Source organism: Asanoa sp. NPDC049573 (genome assembly GCF_040676615.1).
In the GTDB taxonomy this organism is placed as follows: domain Bacteria; phylum Actinomycetota; class Actinomycetes; order Mycobacteriales; family Micromonosporaceae; genus Asanoa.
Genome location: NZ_JBFAPI010000012.1, coordinates 166,940 through 183,200, shown reverse-complemented (window position 1 = coordinate 183,200; position 16,261 = coordinate 166,940). Strand labels below are relative to the sequence as shown.

General features: G+C 71.0%; 14 protein-coding genes. 7 read left to right on the top strand and 7 right to left on the bottom strand.

Annotated features, from left to right (window positions below; translation table 11 throughout):
• Window positions 1–31: 31 nt before the first annotated feature.
• Window positions 32–1,231 (top strand): NAD(P)H-binding protein, encoded by a 1,200-nt coding sequence (locus AB0J74_RS25510; RefSeq protein ID WP_363452080.1) that lies wholly within the window; start codon window positions 32–34, stop codon window positions 1,229–1,231.
• Here AB0J74_RS25510 and AB0J74_RS25505 read toward each other — a convergent pair.
• From AB0J74_RS25505 to thrS, 4 genes are all read right to left on the bottom strand, one after another.
• The gene (locus AB0J74_RS25505) at window positions 1,228–2,295 is read right to left on the bottom strand and encodes a CapA family protein (protein WP_363452078.1); all 1,068 of its coding nucleotides are present in this window, start codon (window positions 2,293–2,295) and stop codon (window positions 1,228–1,230) included. The two genes, AB0J74_RS25510 and AB0J74_RS25505, sit on opposite strands and share 4 nt — an antisense overlap.
• A 30-nt stretch (window positions 2,296–2,325) precedes the next feature.
• Window positions 2,326–2,835, bottom strand: coding sequence for an HIT domain-containing protein (locus tag AB0J74_RS25500; protein ID WP_363452238.1), 510 nt, complete (start codon window positions 2,833–2,835; stop codon window positions 2,326–2,328).
• 34 nt (window positions 2,836–2,869) lie between these two features.
• Window positions 2,870–3,226, bottom strand: coding sequence for a DoxX family protein (locus tag AB0J74_RS25495; protein ID WP_363452076.1), 357 nt, complete (start codon window positions 3,224–3,226; stop codon window positions 2,870–2,872).
• 72 nt (window positions 3,227–3,298) lie between these two features.
• On the bottom strand, window positions 3,299–5,305 hold the full coding sequence (thrS, locus tag AB0J74_RS25490) for a threonine--tRNA ligase (protein WP_363452074.1): 2,007 nt from the start codon (window positions 5,303–5,305) through the stop codon (window positions 3,299–3,301).
• 95 nt (window positions 5,306–5,400) lie between these two features.
• Here thrS and AB0J74_RS25485 point away from each other — a divergent pair, with 95 nt between their 5' ends.
• Window positions 5,401–6,558: a class I SAM-dependent methyltransferase gene (locus AB0J74_RS25485; protein ID WP_363452072.1), complete on the top strand. Its 1,158-nt coding sequence runs from the start codon at window positions 5,401–5,403 to the stop codon at window positions 6,556–6,558.
• A 13-nt stretch (window positions 6,559–6,571) separates the two neighbouring features.
• Here AB0J74_RS25485 and AB0J74_RS25480 read toward each other — a convergent pair whose 3' ends face one another.
• Complete coding sequence (locus tag AB0J74_RS25480) at window positions 6,572–7,132, bottom strand: TetR/AcrR family transcriptional regulator (RefSeq protein ID WP_363452070.1); 561 nt, start codon at window positions 7,130–7,132, stop codon at window positions 6,572–6,574.
• 151 nt (window positions 7,133–7,283) lie between these two features.
• Here AB0J74_RS25480 and AB0J74_RS25475 point away from each other — a divergent pair, with 151 nt between their 5' ends.
• From AB0J74_RS25475 to AB0J74_RS25455, 5 genes are all read left to right on the top strand, one after another.
• The gene (locus tag AB0J74_RS25475) at window positions 7,284–8,756 is read left to right on the top strand and encodes an MFS transporter (protein ID WP_363452068.1); all 1,473 of its coding nucleotides are present in this window, start codon (window positions 7,284–7,286) and stop codon (window positions 8,754–8,756) included.
• 79 nt (window positions 8,757–8,835) lie between these two features.
• On the top strand, window positions 8,836–9,234 hold the full coding sequence (locus AB0J74_RS25470) for a nuclear transport factor 2 family protein (RefSeq protein WP_363452066.1): 399 nt from the start codon (window positions 8,836–8,838) through the stop codon (window positions 9,232–9,234).
• Window positions 9,235–9,325: 91 nt separating this feature from the next.
• The gene (locus tag AB0J74_RS25465) at window positions 9,326–10,015 is read left to right on the top strand and encodes a response regulator transcription factor (RefSeq protein WP_116069923.1); all 690 of its coding nucleotides are present in this window, start codon (window positions 9,326–9,328) and stop codon (window positions 10,013–10,015) included.
• 29 nt (window positions 10,016–10,044) lie between these two features.
• Window positions 10,045–11,418, top strand: coding sequence for a HAMP domain-containing sensor histidine kinase (locus AB0J74_RS25460; protein ID WP_363452063.1), 1,374 nt, complete (start codon window positions 10,045–10,047; stop codon window positions 11,416–11,418).
• A gap of 129 nt (window positions 11,419–11,547) precedes the next feature.
• Window positions 11,548–12,153: a hypothetical protein gene (locus AB0J74_RS25455; RefSeq protein ID WP_363452061.1), complete on the top strand. Its 606-nt coding sequence runs from the start codon at window positions 11,548–11,550 to the stop codon at window positions 12,151–12,153.
• 705 nt (window positions 12,154–12,858) lie between these two features.
• On the opposite strand, the gene AB0J74_RS25450 is transcribed toward AB0J74_RS25455, so the two are convergent.
• Both AB0J74_RS25450 and AB0J74_RS25445 read right to left on the bottom strand, forming a co-directional pair.
• Window positions 12,859–13,944: a winged helix DNA-binding domain-containing protein gene (locus AB0J74_RS25450; RefSeq protein ID WP_363452059.1), complete on the bottom strand. Its 1,086-nt coding sequence runs from the start codon at window positions 13,942–13,944 to the stop codon at window positions 12,859–12,861.
• 81 nt (window positions 13,945–14,025) lie between these two features.
• A complete protein-coding gene (locus AB0J74_RS25445; RefSeq protein WP_363452057.1) occupies window positions 14,026–16,185 on the bottom strand; it encodes an elongation factor G-like protein EF-G2 in 2,160 nt (719 codons plus the stop codon).
• Window positions 16,186–16,261 lie beyond the last annotated feature (76 nt).

The following is a 16,261-nucleotide window of genomic DNA, read 5'->3' as shown; positions in this document are numbered from 1 at the left end:
TCAACTATTGTTGAGGTTCGAGGCTGGGCGCATGACCGACACGATCCTCGTCACCGGCGGCACCGGAAACATCGGCCGCCACCTCGTCGACCTCCTGCGCGCCGCGGGCGCCGACCACCGGGTGCTGGCCCGCCGGCCCGGCGCCGCCGCGCTGCTGCCGCCGGGCACCGAGGTCGTCTCCGGCGACCTCACCGACCCCGGCGGCCTGGTGACCGCGCTCGCCGGCGTCGACCGGGTCTTCCTACTCTGGCCGTTCCTGACCTCCGACGGGATCGAGGGCGTCGCCAAGGCGATGGCCGACGCCGGCGTCCGCCTGGTGGTCTATGTCTCCTCGCTCAACGTCACCGACGACAACCGCCGCACGGCCGGCGTCTGGGGCGAGGTGGAGCAGGCGATCATCGATGCCGGCCTCGGCTACACGTTCCTGCGCGGCGGCGGCTTCGCCACCAACACGCTCACCTGGGCGCCCGCCATCCGCCGCGGCGAGACCGTCCGCCTCCCGTCACCGCTGGCCCGGCGGTCGCTCGTGCACGAGGCCGACCTCGCCGAGGTGGCCGCGGCCGCTCTGACCGGCGATCATGCGGGCCGGTCCTATGTGCTCACCGGACCGGCGGCGCTGAGCCAGGCCGACCAACTCGCCGCCATCGGCGCGGTTCTCGGACGGCCGGTGGAGTTCGCCGAGCAGCACCGCGCGGAGGCCCGCGCGGAGATGCTGACCTGGGGGAACGCGGCGTTCGTGGACCATGCCCTCGACTATTGGGAGTCGCTGGTCGACCGGCCCGAGCCGGTGACCAACGCGGTGCGGGAGATCCTCGGCCGGCCGGCGCGCGACTTCCGGACCTGGGCCGCCGACCACGCCGACGACTTCCGCACGTTGCCGCCGGCCGAGGTCGCCGACCGCTACGTGGGTGCGTTCCGCGCGGGCCGGATGGACCAGGCCCTGCGCCTCGCGGCACCCGACCTGGTCCGCGTCGCTCCCCTGGAGGGCGCCGACCGGCACGGCCTCGACGAGATCATGGCCCACAGCCGGCAGCTCACCGACGACCTGGAGATCCACGGCGTGACGGTCGACGGCCCGTTCGCCGGGCCCGGAGGCTTCGGCGTGCGGTTCGCCTTCGACCAGACCCACCGCCCGACCGGCGCCCGGCACACCGCGACCAAGTTCTCCCTCTACACGGTCACCGACGGCGCCATCGTCCGAGAGGAGGTCTTCCACCTGGACCGGCTCTAGGCCGGTGCGGCCGCCAATCCCGTGCAGCGCTTGGCCGCCTTGAGCTTGTCCTCTATCCGCTTCTGGGCCGGGCCGGCGACCAGGACCGGCTGGCCGGTGCCGGAGACGGTGGCGGGCAGGAACTGGTTGCGGATCACCGACCGGTCGCGGACGGTCAGCTTCAGCACGCCGGAGTCGGTGCTGTGCGAGTCGCCGTACCAGAGGAAGTTGCCCAGCCCGAAGTGGACGTAGGTGTCGTCGATCCAGCCGTCGGTGAGCAGGGTGTGCGCGTGGGTGCCGAGCACGATGTCGGCGCCGTCGCGGGCCATCCGCTGCGCGAAGGTCTTCATCTGTGCGCTCGGGCACGAACTGCCCTCGACGCCCCAGTGCATGAACACGACGACCAGGTCGGCCCGGGCCCGGGCGGCCTTGACCGCCGCGGATGCCCGGGCCGCGTCGAACGCCATCGCGATGCCGGGGCGGGTGTCGGTCGGCTTCCACTGCGCCGACAGCTCGGCGACCTGTGACATCCCGAGCACGGCGATCTTCACGCCCTTGACCTCGGTCAGCCATGGCGCGTAGGCGTCGTCGGCGGTGCGGCCGGCCCCGAAGACCGGATAGTCGGCCGCGTCCGCCGCGGTCAGGGTGTCGAGCAGGCCCACCTGGCCGTAGTCGAGCGCGTGGTTGTTGGCCACCGACGCCGCGTCGACGCCGGCCGCCCGCAGTGCGGTGAACGCGGTCTTCGGGGCCCGGAAGTGGAACCGCTTCGGCTCGGGCGTGCCCCGCCCGGTCACCGCGGTCTCCAGGTTGACGATCGTGAGGTCGGCGTCGCCGAGCGTCTTGGCGATCGACCCGAAGGCAGTGTCCGGCTTGTCCAAAAGGGCCAGCGTGCGGCCCGTGAAGTGCACGTCGCCGGCGAACGCCAGCGTCAACGTGGCGGGCTCAGCAGGAACCGGAGGGGCCGACGAGGAGGGCGCCGCGGCCGGCGTGCTGCTCCGCCACCTCGGCTGCGCCTCCTCCGCGCCGCACGCGGCGGCCAGCACACCCGCTGTGACCAGCACAATCGCGACCCTCGTACGCCTCATGGCGAGAGAGTACGAGAGGAAGGCTCGCCGTCAGTGCCCCGCCCACGCGTCCGAGAGCAGGTCGCGGGTGTCCGTGAGCAATTGCGGCAGCACCTTGGTCTGCCCGACGATCGGCATGAAGTTGCCGTCGCCGCCGAAGCGGGGGACCACGTGCTGGTGCAGGTGCTCGGCGATGCCGGCGCCGGCGACGTGGCCCTGGTTGAGGCCGATGTTGAAGCCGTGGGCGCCGCTGACCCGGCGGACCGTGCGCATCGCCTCCTGGGTGAACGCGGCCACCTCGACGACCTCCTCGTCGGTGAGGTCGGTGTAGTCGGCGACGTGCCGGTAGGGGCAGATCAGCAGGTGCCCCGGGTTGTAGGGGTAGAGGTTGAGGACCGCGTAGACCACCTCGCCGCGGGCCACCACCAGGCTCTCGTCGTCGGGCAGGTGCGGCGCCCGGTCGAAGGGACAGCCGGGTGCCTTCGTCTCGCCCTTGATATAGGCCAGCCGGTGCGGCGTCCAGAGCCGGTCGAGCCCGTCGGGCTCGCCCGGGTTCCCCATGGTCATCACCAAATCCTAGACAGCCCGCGGGCGGTCACCAGACGCCGTGGTAGGCCAGACTCACCGCCAGTTCGGCCACCACGGTCACCGCGAACACGGCCCATCCGACGAGATTGCGCGAGCCGACCCGCAGGTGGGCGATCAGCGCGCCGGCGAAGTAGAGCACGAGGCCGACGCTGGCCAGGGTGCCCAGCAGCGGCACCGCGAACCCGGCCAGCAGCCCGACCGAGCCCGCCGCCAGCACGGTGCCCAACCGCGGCATCCACGAGTGCGGCAGCCGCTTCATGTCGAGCTGGGCCCGGGGGTAGTCGTGGCCGATCAGGTAGGTGACCGCCGCGATGGCGGTGAAGACCGAGGCGACGATGGTGACAGTGACATAAGCGACGAACACAGACGTTCCTTCCGTGGAGCCAGTCGTTGGCCGATCGCTTCAACCGACGACGTAGCTCCCCGGAATGTGAGGTCAAGCCGCCGAGGGTGAGGTGTTGGTGCGCGAGCGGACCACCTCGACCACGTGCGCGACGGCCTCGGCCAGCGGCACCCCGTTGCGCTGCGACCCGTCGCGGTAGCGGAACGAGACCGTCGAACCGGACACGTCGTCGTCGCCGGCGATCGCCATGAAGGGGATCTTCTGCTGCTGCGCCGTGCGGATCTTCTTCTGCATCCGGTCGTCGGAGCCGTCGACCTCGGCCCGGATCCCCTCGGCCTTGAGCGCGTCGACGAACGACTGCAGGTAGGGCCCGTGGTCGTCGCGGATCGGGATGCCGACCACCTGCACCGGCGACAGCCAGGCCGGGAACGCGCCGGCGTAGTGCTCGGTCAGGATGCCGAAGAACCGCTCGATCGAGCCGAACAGCGCCCGGTGGATCATGACCGGCTGCTGCCGGGTGCCGTCGGCCGCCTGGTATTCCAGGCCGAACCGCTTGGGCTGGTTGAAGTCGACCTGGATGGTCGACATCTGCCAGGTGCGGCCGATCGCGTCGCGGGCCTGCACCGAGATCTTCGGGCCGTAGAACGCCGCGCCGCCCGGGTCGGGCACCAGCTCCAGGCCGGACTCGCGGGCCGCCGACTCGAGCTCGGCGGTCGCCTCCGCCCAGTCGGCGTCGTCACCGATGAACTTCGGCGAGTCGTCCTTGGTGGACAGCTCGAGGTAGAAGTCTTCGAGGCCGTAGTCGCGCAGCAGGTCGAGCACGAACGCGAGCAGGAAGCGCAGCTCGCCCGGCATCTGCTCCTTGGTGGTGTAGATGTGGGCGTCGTCCATCGTGAGCCCGCGCACCCGGGTCAGCCCGTGCACGACACCCGACTTCTCGTAGCGGTAGACCGAGCCGAACTCGAACATCCGCAGTGGCAGCTCGCGGTAGGACCGTCCGCGCGCCTTGTAGATCAGGTTGTGCATCGGGCAGTTCATCGGCTTGAGGAAGTATTCCGCGCCCTCGAGCTGCATCGGCGGGAACATCGTGTCCTTGTAGTAGGGCAGGTGGCCCGAGGTCTCGAACAGCTGCCCCTTGGTGATGTGCGGGGTGTTGACGAACTCGTAGCCGGAGAGCTCGTGCTGCTGCCGCGAGTAGTTCTCCATCTCGCGGCGGATGATCCCGCCCTTGGGGTGGAACACCACGAGCCCCGAGCCGATCTCGTCGGGGAACGAGAAGAGGTCGAGGTCCGTGCCGAGCTTGCGGTGGTCGCGCTTGGCCGCCTCTTCGAGCAGCTTCAGGTACGCCTTGAGGGCGTCGCGGGTCGGCCACGCCGTCCCGTACACCCGCTGCAGTTGGGGGTTCTTCTCGGAACCGCGCCAGTAGGCGGCGGCCGAGCGCATCAGCTTGAACGCGCCGATCAGTCGGGTGGTGGGCAGGTGTGGCCCACGGCACAGGTCGCTCCAGCAGGTCTTGCCGCTCTCCGCGTCGACGTTGTCGTAGATGGTCAGCTCGCCGCCGCCGACCTCGACGGTCTCCTCGGAGTCGAGCTCGCCGGTGCCCTTGATGTCGACCAGTTGCAGCTTGTAGGGCTCGTCGGCCAGCTCGGCGCGGGCCTCGTCGACCGACGCGAAGCGGCGCCGCCGGAACCGCTGCCCGGCCTTGACGATCTCCTGCATCCGCTTCTCGAGCTTGGCGAGGTCGTCGGGCTGGAACGGCTTGGCCACGTCGAAGTCGTAGTAGAAGCCGTTCTCGATCGGCGGGCCGATGCCCAGCTTGGCCTCGGGAAACACGTCTTGCACGGCCTGCGCCAGCACGTGGGCGGTGGAGTGCCGCAGGACGTTCAGGCCGTCAGGCTCGTCGATGGCCACCGGGGTCACCGTGGCGTCCGACTCGGGCGCCCACTCGAGGTCGCGCAGCCGGCCCTCGGAGTCGCGCACGACCACGACCGCCTTCGGGCCGTTCATCGGCAGGCCGGCCGCGGCCACCGCGTCGGCCGCCGTCGTCCCCGCGGCGACGACGACGGGGTCGGCCAGTGCGGGGGTGCGGGATGCGGACACGCGGGTCTCCTCGGTCGGTCGGACGTTTCGTTAAATGCTAGTCATCACCCCTGGCAACGCTGCGCCCAGCCGGACCCGGGAGTTACATTCAGCTCGTGAGCCCGTCGGACATGATCGCCGCGCTGCAGCGCCGCTACCAGACGTTTTTCGCGACCCAGCCTGCCGTGCCGTTCGCGGTCGCCCCCGCGGGGGCGCAGGCGCATGTGTTCGGCACCGGAGAACCGGTGTTCACGATCACCGTCAAGGACCAGCGTGGCGCCAAGGCCCTCGCCGGCCTCGACCAGTTCGGCGTGGCCGTCGCCTACCTGCACGGCTGGCTCGACGTCGACGGCGACCTCGCCGCGGCGCTGCGGATGCGCAGGTTCTTCAACGACTTCCACCCCATCGCGTTCCTGTCCCGGTTCACCCCGGCCGCCCTGGTCCAGGGCCGCAAGGAGAACGACCGGCGGAACATCTCGGCGCACTACGACGAAGACAGCGAGTTCTTCCTGAGCTTCCTGGACACCCGGCATCGCTGCTACACCGAGGGCGTGTTCGCCAGCGACGACGAGCCGCTGGAAGACGCGATGACCCGGAAGATGGACCTCGCGCTGGAGGCGATCGAGGTCAAGCCCGGCGACCGGGTGCTCGAGGTCGGCGGCGGCTGGGGCGCGTTCTCCGAGCACGCCGCCCGGCGCGGCATCGACGTCACCACCACCACGCTGGCCGTCGAGTCGGAGCGCTATCTCAAGGACCTGTTCGCCCGCGAGAAGCTCCCTGTGAACGTGGTCCGCCAGCACATCTTCGCCTATCACAGCGACCAGAAGTTCGACGCGATCGTCAACATGGGCGTCACCGAACACCTGCCCGACTACAAGACCACGCTGGCGAAGTACGCCGAGCTGCTCAAGCCGGGCGGCCGGGTCTACCTCGACGCGCTGGCGATGCGTCGCAAGCACGGCATCTCGACGTTCATGAAGCGCTACATCTACCCGGGCAACTCGGCGCCGCTGCTGCTGCACCAGTACCTGCGGCACGTGGCCCGGTCGCCGTTCGAGCTGATCAGCGTCGCCGACGACCGGCACAACTACTACCTGACCTGCCGCGAGTGGGCCAAGCGGCTCGACGAGCGGCGCGACGAGATCGTGGCCCGCTGGGGCGAGCCGCTCTACCGCCGGTTCCGGCTGTTCCTCTGGGGCTCGGCGGCAGGATTCGACACGGGCCTGGTGCAGGCCTACCGCTGGGTGCTGCAGATGCCGGGGACGCCAGCTTAGGGCCTGATTGGCCCTAGCGCGGCGGACGGAGGCCGTCGAGCACGAACCCGAGGAGGCGATCGGCCGACTCGGGGGAGTGCTCGGTGGACATCACCACGCCGTGCACCAGGCGCAGCACGTCGTCGGGCTCGACCTCCTTGCGGATGGCGCCCGCCTCCTGGGCGCGCCGCAGCAGGTCGCCGACCGCGACCCGCATCATGGTCTTGCAGTCGATCATCGTGGGCGAGTCGGTGCCGAGCATCTGCTTGACCGCGATACCCACTCCGCGCCGGGCCTTGATGTAGTCGAACTGCATCCGCAGCCACTCGGCCAATGCCTCGCTGGGGTCTTCCCGCGCGGCCAGGGCCTCGCCGCGCGCGCAGAGCGCGCTGATCTCGTCGCGGTAGACAGCCTCGAGCAGTGTCTCCCGATCGGGGAAGTGCCGGTAGAGAGTGCCCGGGCCGACCCCGGCGCGGCGGGCGATGTCGTCGAGCGTCGCCTTCTCACCGTTCGCGCTGAACGCGTCGCGGGCGGCCAGCATGACCCGCTCGCGGTTGCGCCGCGCGTCGGCGCGCAGCGGCCGTTCGGTCGTCACCAGCACCCACCTCCCGGGTCACTGTGGGGCAACACACTATTAACGGAGACTGTCTCCGGATAGTGTTGCGAAATCGGAGACGTCCTCCATATGCTAGCTCAGTAGGAACCGGAGAGCATCTCCGCTTAGTCCACTCCTCTCGGGGGAAACCTTGTCCACCCAAACTGCCGCGCCGGCCGTCACGCGGTCCAGCGCCGGGGCCCGCGCGCCGGGCCGGCTCGCGCTGCTCATCATCGTGAGCGCCCAACTGATGCTGATCGTCGACGGCACGGTCATGAACGTCGCGCTCCCGCACATCCAGGAGGGCCTGGGCTTCTCCACCGCCGGCCTCTCCTGGGTGATCAACGCGTACACGCTGACCTTCGGTGGCCTGTTGCTGCTCGGCGGCCGGGCCGGTGACATCCTCGGCCGGCGCCGGATGTTCGTGGTCGGCATCGCGCTGTTCACGATCGCGTCGCTGGTCGGCGGCCTGGCCACCTCGGCCACCTGGCTGCTCGCCGCCCGCGTCGCGCAGGGCGTCGGCGCCGCGATGGCCGGTCCCAACACGATCGCGCTGATCTCCACCACTTTCACCGAGCCCCGCCAGCGGATCCGCGCGCTGGCCCTGCTCTCCGCCATGGCCAGCGCCGGCTTCGCGATCGGCCTGATCATCGGCGGCGTCCTCACCGACGCCCTGTCCTGGCGCTGGGTGCTGTTCATCAACGTGCCGTTCGGCGTCGCCGCCGTGCTGCTCGCGCCCCGGCATGTCCGGGAGCCGGAGCGGCACCCCGGCCGGCTCGAGTGGCCCGGCGCGCTGACCGCCACGCTCGGCATCGGCGCGCTCGTCTACGGGTTCATCCACGCCTCGACGCACGGCTGGACCGCGGGGGAGACGCTCGGCTCGCTGGGCGCCGGCGTGGTCCTGCTGGTCTCGTTCCTGCTCATCCAACTGCGCTCCGCCCAGCCGCTGGTGCCGCTGTCGCTCTTCAAGGACCGCAACCGCGCGGTGGGTTACGTCGGATTCCTCCTGGGCCCGGCGGCGATGATGTCGGCGTTCTACTTCCTGACCCAGTTCATCCAGATCGTCCTCGGGTTCGGGCCGCTGGCGACGGGGCTGGCGTTCCTGCCGATGGCCGGTTCGATGTTCGCGATGACCCGGGTCGTCCCGCGGCTGCTGCCCAAGATCGGCCCACGGCCACTCGCCCTGACCGGCGCGCCGCTGATGATCGCCGGTCTGGCCTGGCTGACCCAACTTTCCACCACCAGCGGGTACGCGGGTGCGCTGCTCGGCCCGATGATCCTGCTCGGCCTGGGCGGTGGCCTGACCTTCGTGCCGCTGACCCCGGTGATCATGGGTTCGGTGCAGCCGCGCGAGGCGGGTGCGGCCAGTGGCGTGCTGCAGACCATGCAGCAGATCGGCGCGACGCTGGGGCTCGCGGTGCTGATCGCCGTGTTCGGTGCGGCGGTGGGCCCGGCCGGTGCGGCCGGGACGACCGACGCGGCCGGCTTCGTGCACGGCATGAACGCGGCGAACGTGGTCTCCGTGATCATCGCGCTCGGGCTGGTCGTGGTGGCGCTGAGCTTCCGCTCGGTGCGCCGCCCGGCGCCGCGACCCGAGCCGGAGGTCATCATCGAACCCGCGTAACAGGCGTTTCTCGGGGGATGCGACGGGTCATGGGCGGTTTCGCCCATGACCCGTCGCCGTTTGGGTAAAGGTGCCCGACATGGATGACGTGCGGATCGACCGGGCCGCGGTGGACGACTGGATGGAAGCCTATGAGCAGGCGTGGCGTACGCCCGGGACCGATGCTCTTGCTTCGATCTTCACCGACGACGCCCGCTACTCGCAGGGTCCGTTCGTGGAGCCTGTGCTCGGACTGCCGGCCATCGGGCGGATGTGGGAGGCGACCCGGGAGGGCGCCGCGGAGCCGTTCACGATGAACAGTTCGATCGTGGCGGTCGAGGGCGACACCGCGGTCGTTCGGGTATCGGTCCATTACGCGGAGCCGAGCCCGCACGAGTACCGCGACCTGTGGGTCATGCGGTTCGCCCCTGACGGGCGATGTCGGGAATATGAGGAATGGCCGTTCGCCCCCGAGCAACGCAACACTATGTCCTCATAAGACGGTGCAAGTCCGGCTTTTCGGGCACGGCCGCACGGATGACGGACAGTGTGGCCGCTCGCCGACTTGCCAAGGGCAGTAGGTTCTTCACGTGGCCACCGTCCTTCTGGTCGAAGACGACCACGTCGTGCGTGGCGCGATGCTGCGGTCCCTCGCCGACCGCGGGCACGCCGTCCACGCCGTCGGCACCGCTCTCGACGCTCTGCGCCGGGTCGCGGCCGAGACGCCCGACCTGGTCGTGCTCGACCTCGGCCTGCCCGACCTCGACGGCGCCGACGCGCTGCGGATGCTGCGCGGCATCACCGACGTGCCCATCATCATCGCCACCGCGCGCGACGACGAGCAGGGCATCGTGCGGCTGCTGCGGGCCGGCGCCGACGACTACATGGTCAAGCCGTTCACCGGCGCACACCTCGACGCCCGCATCACCACCGTGCTGCGCCGGGTCGGCCGGGCCAGCCGCACCGTCGCGCCGGCCGTGCACGAGGTCGGCGGCCTGCGCGTCGACGTGGGCGAGCGCAGCGCCGCCCTCGACGGCGCGGCGCTCGCGCTGACCCGCAAAGAGTTCGACCTGTTGGCCTACCTCGCGGCACGCCCGGGCCGGGTAGTCTCCCGCCGGGAGTTGTTGGAGGAGGTATGGCGCCAGCCGTCAGTCGGCGAGGACCAGACGATCGACGTTCATCTTTATTGGCTCCGCCGCAAGCTGGGCGAGTCCGCGGCGAAACCCCGCTACCTGCGCACCGTGCGGGGGGTCGGGTTCCGGCTGGTGGCCCCCGACTGAGGCCCGCGCTGGCCGCGCTCGCGGCCGGCATGACGACGATCGTCGCGCTGGTGTTCCTGATTCCCCTGGGCATCGCCGTGCAGCGCGACAACCGCGACGACGCCCTGGCCGCCGCCGCCCGAAGCAGCGGCATCGTGGCCGGCGCCCTCGCGGTCACCACCGACACCAGCAGGCTCGGCGCGGCGATCAAGGCCGCCGGCGGCGACATCCACGTGCACGGCATCGAGGCGGGCACCAAGTCGCGCGCCGCCGGCGTCGACATCGAGCGCGCCTCGGCCGGCAACGAACCGATCGTGGTCGACATCGACGGCGGCGCGCTGCGCCTCGAACCGGTCAAGGTCGGCGACCGGATCGCCGTGATCGAGGTGTTCGTCTCCGACGCGGCCCTGCGGGGCGGTTCCGGTCGCACCTGGCTGATCCTCTTCGGCATCGCCCTGGCCCTGGTCATCGTCACCGTGATCGTCGTCGACCGGATCGCCGGCCGGGCCGTCACCGCGGCCCGCACGTTGGCCAAGGCCGCGGTCGGCCTCGGCGACGGAGACCTGACCACCCGCGTCCGGCCCAGCGGCCCGCAGGAACTGGCCGAGGCGGGCCTGGCCTTCAACCGGATGGCCGAACGGCTCAGCGTCACCCGCACCGACGAGTTCGAGCTGGTGGCCGACCTTTCGCACCGCTTGCGTACCCCGTTGACGGTGTTGCGGTTGGACGCCGACGCCCTCGACTCCGACGACACCAGCATCGGCTCGTTCACCGAGGCCGAGCTCGACCGCCGCCGCACGATCCGCCGCATCCGCCAGGCGATCGTGACCCTGGAGGGCGAGATCGACGTCCTGATCAAGACCACCCGCAAAACCATCTCGCAGGACGCTGGCCCCGGCAGCTGCGACGCGAGCGAGGTGGTCCGCGAGCGGATGGTCTTCTGGTCGCAGCTGGCCGACGACCAGAACCGCCCACACCGCGTGGTCGGGGCACACACCCGCATCCAGGTCCCGGTGCCTCGGGCCGAGCTGGCGGCGGCGCTCGACGCGGTGATCGGCAACGTCTTCCGCTACACCCCGCAGAGCACGGCGTTCGAGGTGGCGATCTCCCGCCGCGACGGTTACGTCGCGGTCCGCGTCGACGACGCCGGCCCGGGCATCGCCAACCCCGAACGCGCGCTGCGGCGCGGGGCCAGCGACCGCGGCTCGACGGGCCTGGGCCTCGACATCGCGAAGCGGGTCACCCTGACCGCACACGGCTCGGTCAGCATCGACCGCGCCCAGCTGGGCGGCGCCAGCGTGGTCATGCTGCTGCGCGATCCCGACGCACCGGAGAAGCAGGTGAGCCGTTTCGGCCTGGTCGGCCGGCTGGCGCGGGAGCCGGTCGCTCGCCGCCGCCAGAAACGCCGCTCCGACCACGATTAGCGCTTGCGATTCAGCGACGGCGGGGTTCTCGCCGGACCGCGTCCGCGCTCAGCGGCCTGACCAGGCCCACCGGGGGCGGCGGGGACCGGGCCTCTTCCGCAACGATCGACGGGCGGCGATACTGACGCGGTGAAGCCGACGCTCCGCCGCCCCGCCGGCCTACTGCTCGCCGCCGCCCTGGCCCTCGTCAACACGCTGCTGTGGTCGTCGCCGGCCGCCGCGCACGGCGGCGCGAAGATAACCGTCAACACCGACGGTCGGGGCTCGGTGTGGGTCAGCGTGACCTACGAAGACGGCCACCCGGCGGAAGGCGCTGTCGACGCGACCCTGACCGCCCGCGAGGCCGACGGCACCGCGGTGGCGCCGGCGAAGCTGGTGCAGTCGTCGGCGCCGGGAACGCTCGTCTACATGAGCACGCTGCCGGTCGGCTCGTGGGCGGTCACTGTCGAGTTCGGACCGCCGATCGCCCGCACCTGCGCGGCCTCGTTCCAGGTCGGCACGTCCAACAACACCCAGACCACCAACTGCGACGCACCCACGCCGCTGGCCGCCTCGGCCCCGGTCAAGGTGACCGAATCCGGCAGCAGCTCGGCCTGGCTACTGATCGGCGTCGCTGTCGTCGGCGGCATCGTCGTGGCCGTACTGGCCCTGATGCTGCGCCGCCGCCGCGACACCGAGCGCGCACCGACGCCACGCGGCCCGGACCGCAAGGCCAAGGCCGGCGCCCGCCGATAGGGCTTGTGCCCGGCAGCCAAGCCCGCCAGACCCGGGCACGGCCCGGACGGCACGATCGACCGGTGCGGGTCAGCCGGGGTAGGCCTCGCAGCTCATTGGGCAAGAAAGGCTGCTGGCCTCCGTGTGGGCGCCCGGGACCCCGCCAACGCACTGCCGCGGATGGTCCTCCGGCCCGCGAATGCATTGCCGCGGGTGGGATCTGCGGCGTCCGCCGGACACGCTGCGTGGGCCTGCGGCCCGCAGACGCACTGCCGCGTGCGCGGCCTTGCCGCGCGAACGGCACTGCGAGGCTTGGGCCTGCGGCCCGCGTCAGACGAACGCACCGCAGGGATTGGGCCTGCGGCCCGCGAACGCGCTGCGAGGCCTGCGGCCTAGGGCCTGCGAACGTGCCGCCGCGTGCGCGGCCCGCGCCAGGCGAACGCACTGCGGGGCCTGGGCTTGCGGCCCGCGCCAGGCGAACGCACTGTGAGGCTTGGGCTTGCGGCCCGCCAGGCGAACGCACTGCGAGGCTTGGGCCTGCGGCCCGCGAACGCGCTGCCGCGTGCGCGGCCTTGCCGCGCGAACGCACGGCGAGGCTTGGGCCTGCGACCCGCGAACGCGCTGTCGCGTGCGGCCGAGAGCAAGCGAATGCGCGACGGAGCCCAATCGCGACAAGGCCGACAGCCTTACCGCTCGCCCCGCCGACGCACCCGCCGCTGGCGGCGGCTAGACGAAGGAAACGGTCACCGGCAGCTCCGCGAAGGCTTCGTAGCGGTCGATTTCGGCGGTCAGGGCGCGGCGTTGGGCGGTGGTGGGGTCGATCAGCAGGTCGATCTCGACGGTGATGGTCTTCGGGCCGGTCTTGCGGCGCCAGAAGGCGCCGACTTGGCCGTCGAAGGCGATCGTGTGGAGCATCCCGTTTTCCGTGTATTGACCGGGCGGCGGGACGGTGCCAGCCAGGTTGTAGGCGCATTTCGTGTCGCTGTAGGCGACCACGTATTCGTCGTAGCCCTGCAACAGGGCCGCCGCCGGTGGGGGTGGGGGCGGGGGCGCGTCGGCGGCGAACCACAGCGTGCGGCCGTCGACCACCTCGCTGGACAGCGCCGCGCCACAGGCCGCGATGCCGCGTTTGATCTCGGCCACCGTCAGGCTCGACCACCACGCGAAGTCTTTGATCGTGGCCGGGCCGTGGCTCGTGAAGTAGCGCCGGGTCAGCTCGGCCAGGCCCTCCGCAGGACCAAGCGAGACCGGCGCCGGCACCCGCTCCGAGACCAGCGCGTAGGTGTGTTGCTTCCCCCGCCGCACCCCGTTGGCGATCAGCCCGGCCAGCTCCGCGAACATCACCACGTAGGCCAGCTTGTTGCCGGTCGCGGGGAAGCCGGCCGCGGCCAGGGCCGCCTCCAACTCCTTGCGGGTCAGGTGGTTGCCGCCCCGAAGCGCGGAGCCGATCACCTTGGTGGCCGCGGAGGCGGTCGACTCGTCCAGGCCGTGCATCCGGTTGTAGTAGCCGTTGAAGACGTGCACCCGGTGCGCGGTCACCGCCTGGATCCAGCCCAACTCTTCGCCCAGCACGAAATGCCAGGTCGGCCGCAGGATGTGGGTGCGCAGGATGACGCCGTCGTCGAGCAGTCGCTGCACAGCGGCGTCGGTGACGCCCGGCGCGGAGCGCTGGGCCAGCGACCACTTGGCCACCGCGTATTCCTGCGCCTGCACGCAACCCAGCCGGCGCACCGCCGCGACCGGGTCGGCGCACGGCGGACCGGCGAGACGTTGCTGGTGCAACCGCCGCGGCCCGATCTCCGACGCTTCCATGGCGAGGAGTCTAGGAAGGACCACCGACAGGAGACGAGCGGCGCGGCGGCCAGGACGAAGCCGCCGCGCCGAACAGACCCATCAGTGCGCCGCGTGCTCCTTGCGCACGGCGTCCGCGAGATGGCTGGGCATCGGCTCGTAGCGGGCGAACGTCCGCGCGAACGTGCCGGCCCCCGAGGTCATCGAGCGCAACTCGACCGCGTAGCGCACCAACTCGGTCGCCGGTACCTCGGCCCGGACCAGGGTGCGTTCGACGCCGACCTGGTCGGGCTCGGTGCCGAGCACCCGCCCGCGCCGGCTCGACATGTCGGACATCACCGCGCCGACGTAGGCGTCGGGGATCCGGATCACGATCTCGTCGACCGGCTCCAGCAGGGTCACCATGCCCTTCTCGGCCGCGTCCTTGAGTGCCATCTGCCCGGCGGTCTGGAACGCCGCGTCCGACGAGTCGACGCTATGCGCCTTGCCGTCGAACAGGGTCACCTTGAGGTCGACGACCGGGTAGCCGGCCACTATCCCGCGTTCCATCAGGGCGCGCACGCCCTTCTCCACCGACGGGATGTAGTTGTGCGGCACCGCTCCGCCGACCACCTTGTCGGCGAACTCGAAACCGGCGCCGCGCTCCAGCGGCTCGACCTCGATGTCGCAGACGGCGTACTGGCCGTGGCCGCCGGACTGCTTCACGTGCCGGCCGTGTCCCTTGGCGCCGGCGACGAACGTCTCGCGCAGCGCGACGCGTACGGGCTCGGTCTCGATCTCCGCACCTCCGCCGCGCAACCGGTCGAGCACGACGTCGGCGTGTGCCTCGCCCATGCACCACAGGACCATCTGGTGGGTTTCCGGGTTGCGCTCGAGGCGCATCGTCGGGTCGCCGGCCACCAGGCGGCCGAGGTTCTTGGCCAGCGTGTCCTCGTCGGACCGGGTCTTGGCGACCACCGCGACCGGCAGCAGCGGCTCGGGCATCTCCCACGGCGCCATCAACAGCGGCTCGTCCTTCGACGAGATCGTGTCACCGGTCTCGGCACTGCCCGACTTGGTGATCGCGCAGATGTCGCCGGCGATGCACTCGGAGATCTCGCGCAGCGCCGAACCCAGCGGCGAGTAGATGTGTGAGATCCGCTCGTCGGAGTCGTGGTCGGGGTGGCCGCGCTGCTCCATGCCGTGGCCGGAGATGTGCACGGTCGCCTCCGGGCGCAAGGTGCCGGAGAAGACCCGGACCAGCGAGACCCGCCCGACGTGGCGGTCGACCGTCGTCTTGACCACCTCGGCCACCAGCGGGCCGTTGGGGTCGCAGGTCAGCGGCGGGTGCGGCGAGCCGTCGACGCCGGTCACCACCGGCAGGTCGTGCTCGAGCGGCGACGGGAACGCCGAGGTCAGCACCTCGAGCAGCGCGTCGATGCCGACCTTGCTCTCGGCACAGGTCGGGATCACCGGGTAGAAGTGGCCCCGGGCGACCGCGGTCTCCAGGTCGTTGATGAGCACGTCGGTGTCGATCTCTTCGCCCTCGAGGTAACGCTCCATCAGCGTCTCGTCCTCGCTCTCGGCGATGATCCCCTCGATCAGCTCGTTGCGCGCCTCGGCGATCGCCGGCAGGTGCTCGGGATCGGGGTCGCGCACCGCGGGCGGATAGCCCTTGCTGTAGTCGAACACCCGCTGCGTGATCAGACCCATCAGGCCGACGGTCGAGACGCCGTCGTCGCCGAGCATGGGCAGATACAACGGGAGTACGTTGTCGCCGAACACCCGCTGGCAGAGCGCGACCGTCTCGTCGAAGTCGGCGCGCTGGTGGTCGAGGCGGGTGACCGCGACCGCACGCGGCATGCCGACGCTCGCGCACTCCTCCCACAGCGCCGCGGTCGCGGCGTCCATCCCGTCGGCGGCCGGCACCACGAACAGCGCCGCGTCGGCGGCGCGCAACCCGGCCCGCAACTCGCCGACGAAGTCGGCGTAGCCGGGAGTGTCGAGCAGGTTGACCTTCACGCCCTCGTGGAAGAACGGTGCCGCCGCGAGGCTGACCGACCGCTGCTGTTTGACCGCGGCCGGGTCGTGATCGCACGTCGTGGTGCCCTCGGTCACCGAACCGGCACGGCTGATCGTGCCGGTCGCGGCCAGCAGTGCTTCGGCGAGGGTCGTCTTACCTGACCCCGAATGCCCGACGAGCACCACGTTGCGAACCCTGCCGGGCTCATCCACCACCGGCGCGGGGCCGGTGACTCCCTTCTCCTGAGCCTTCTGAGCCATCGGGACCTCCCTGGTGAGCTAGCTCACGTCATCTTCCGATCCCACACCCGCAACCCGCCGTACACAACCCCGACGC

Excerpts from the sequence above, each read along its gene's own strand:
- AB0J74_RS25460 (WP_363452063.1), top strand. The coding sequence starts at position 10,045 with ATGACGACGATCGTCGCGCTGGTGTTCCTGATTCCCCTGGGCATCGCC.
- AB0J74_RS25500 (WP_363452238.1), bottom strand. The coding sequence starts at position 2,835 with ATGGGGAACCCGGGCGAGCCCGACGGGCTCGACCGGCTCTGGACGCCG.
- AB0J74_RS25470 (WP_363452066.1), top strand. The coding sequence starts at position 8,836 with ATGGATGACGTGCGGATCGACCGGGCCGCGGTGGACGACTGGATGGAA.
- AB0J74_RS25445 (WP_363452057.1), bottom strand. The coding sequence starts at position 16,185 with ATGGCTCAGAAGGCTCAGGAGAAGGGAGTCACCGGCCCCGCGCCGGTG.
- AB0J74_RS25510 (WP_363452080.1), top strand. The coding sequence starts at position 32 with ATGACCGACACGATCCTCGTCACCGGCGGCACCGGAAACATCGGCCGC.
- AB0J74_RS25505 (WP_363452078.1), bottom strand. The coding sequence starts at position 2,295 with ATGAGGCGTACGAGGGTCGCGATTGTGCTGGTCACAGCGGGTGTGCTG.
- AB0J74_RS25450 (WP_363452059.1), bottom strand. The coding sequence starts at position 13,944 with ATGGAAGCGTCGGAGATCGGGCCGCGGCGGTTGCACCAGCAACGTCTC.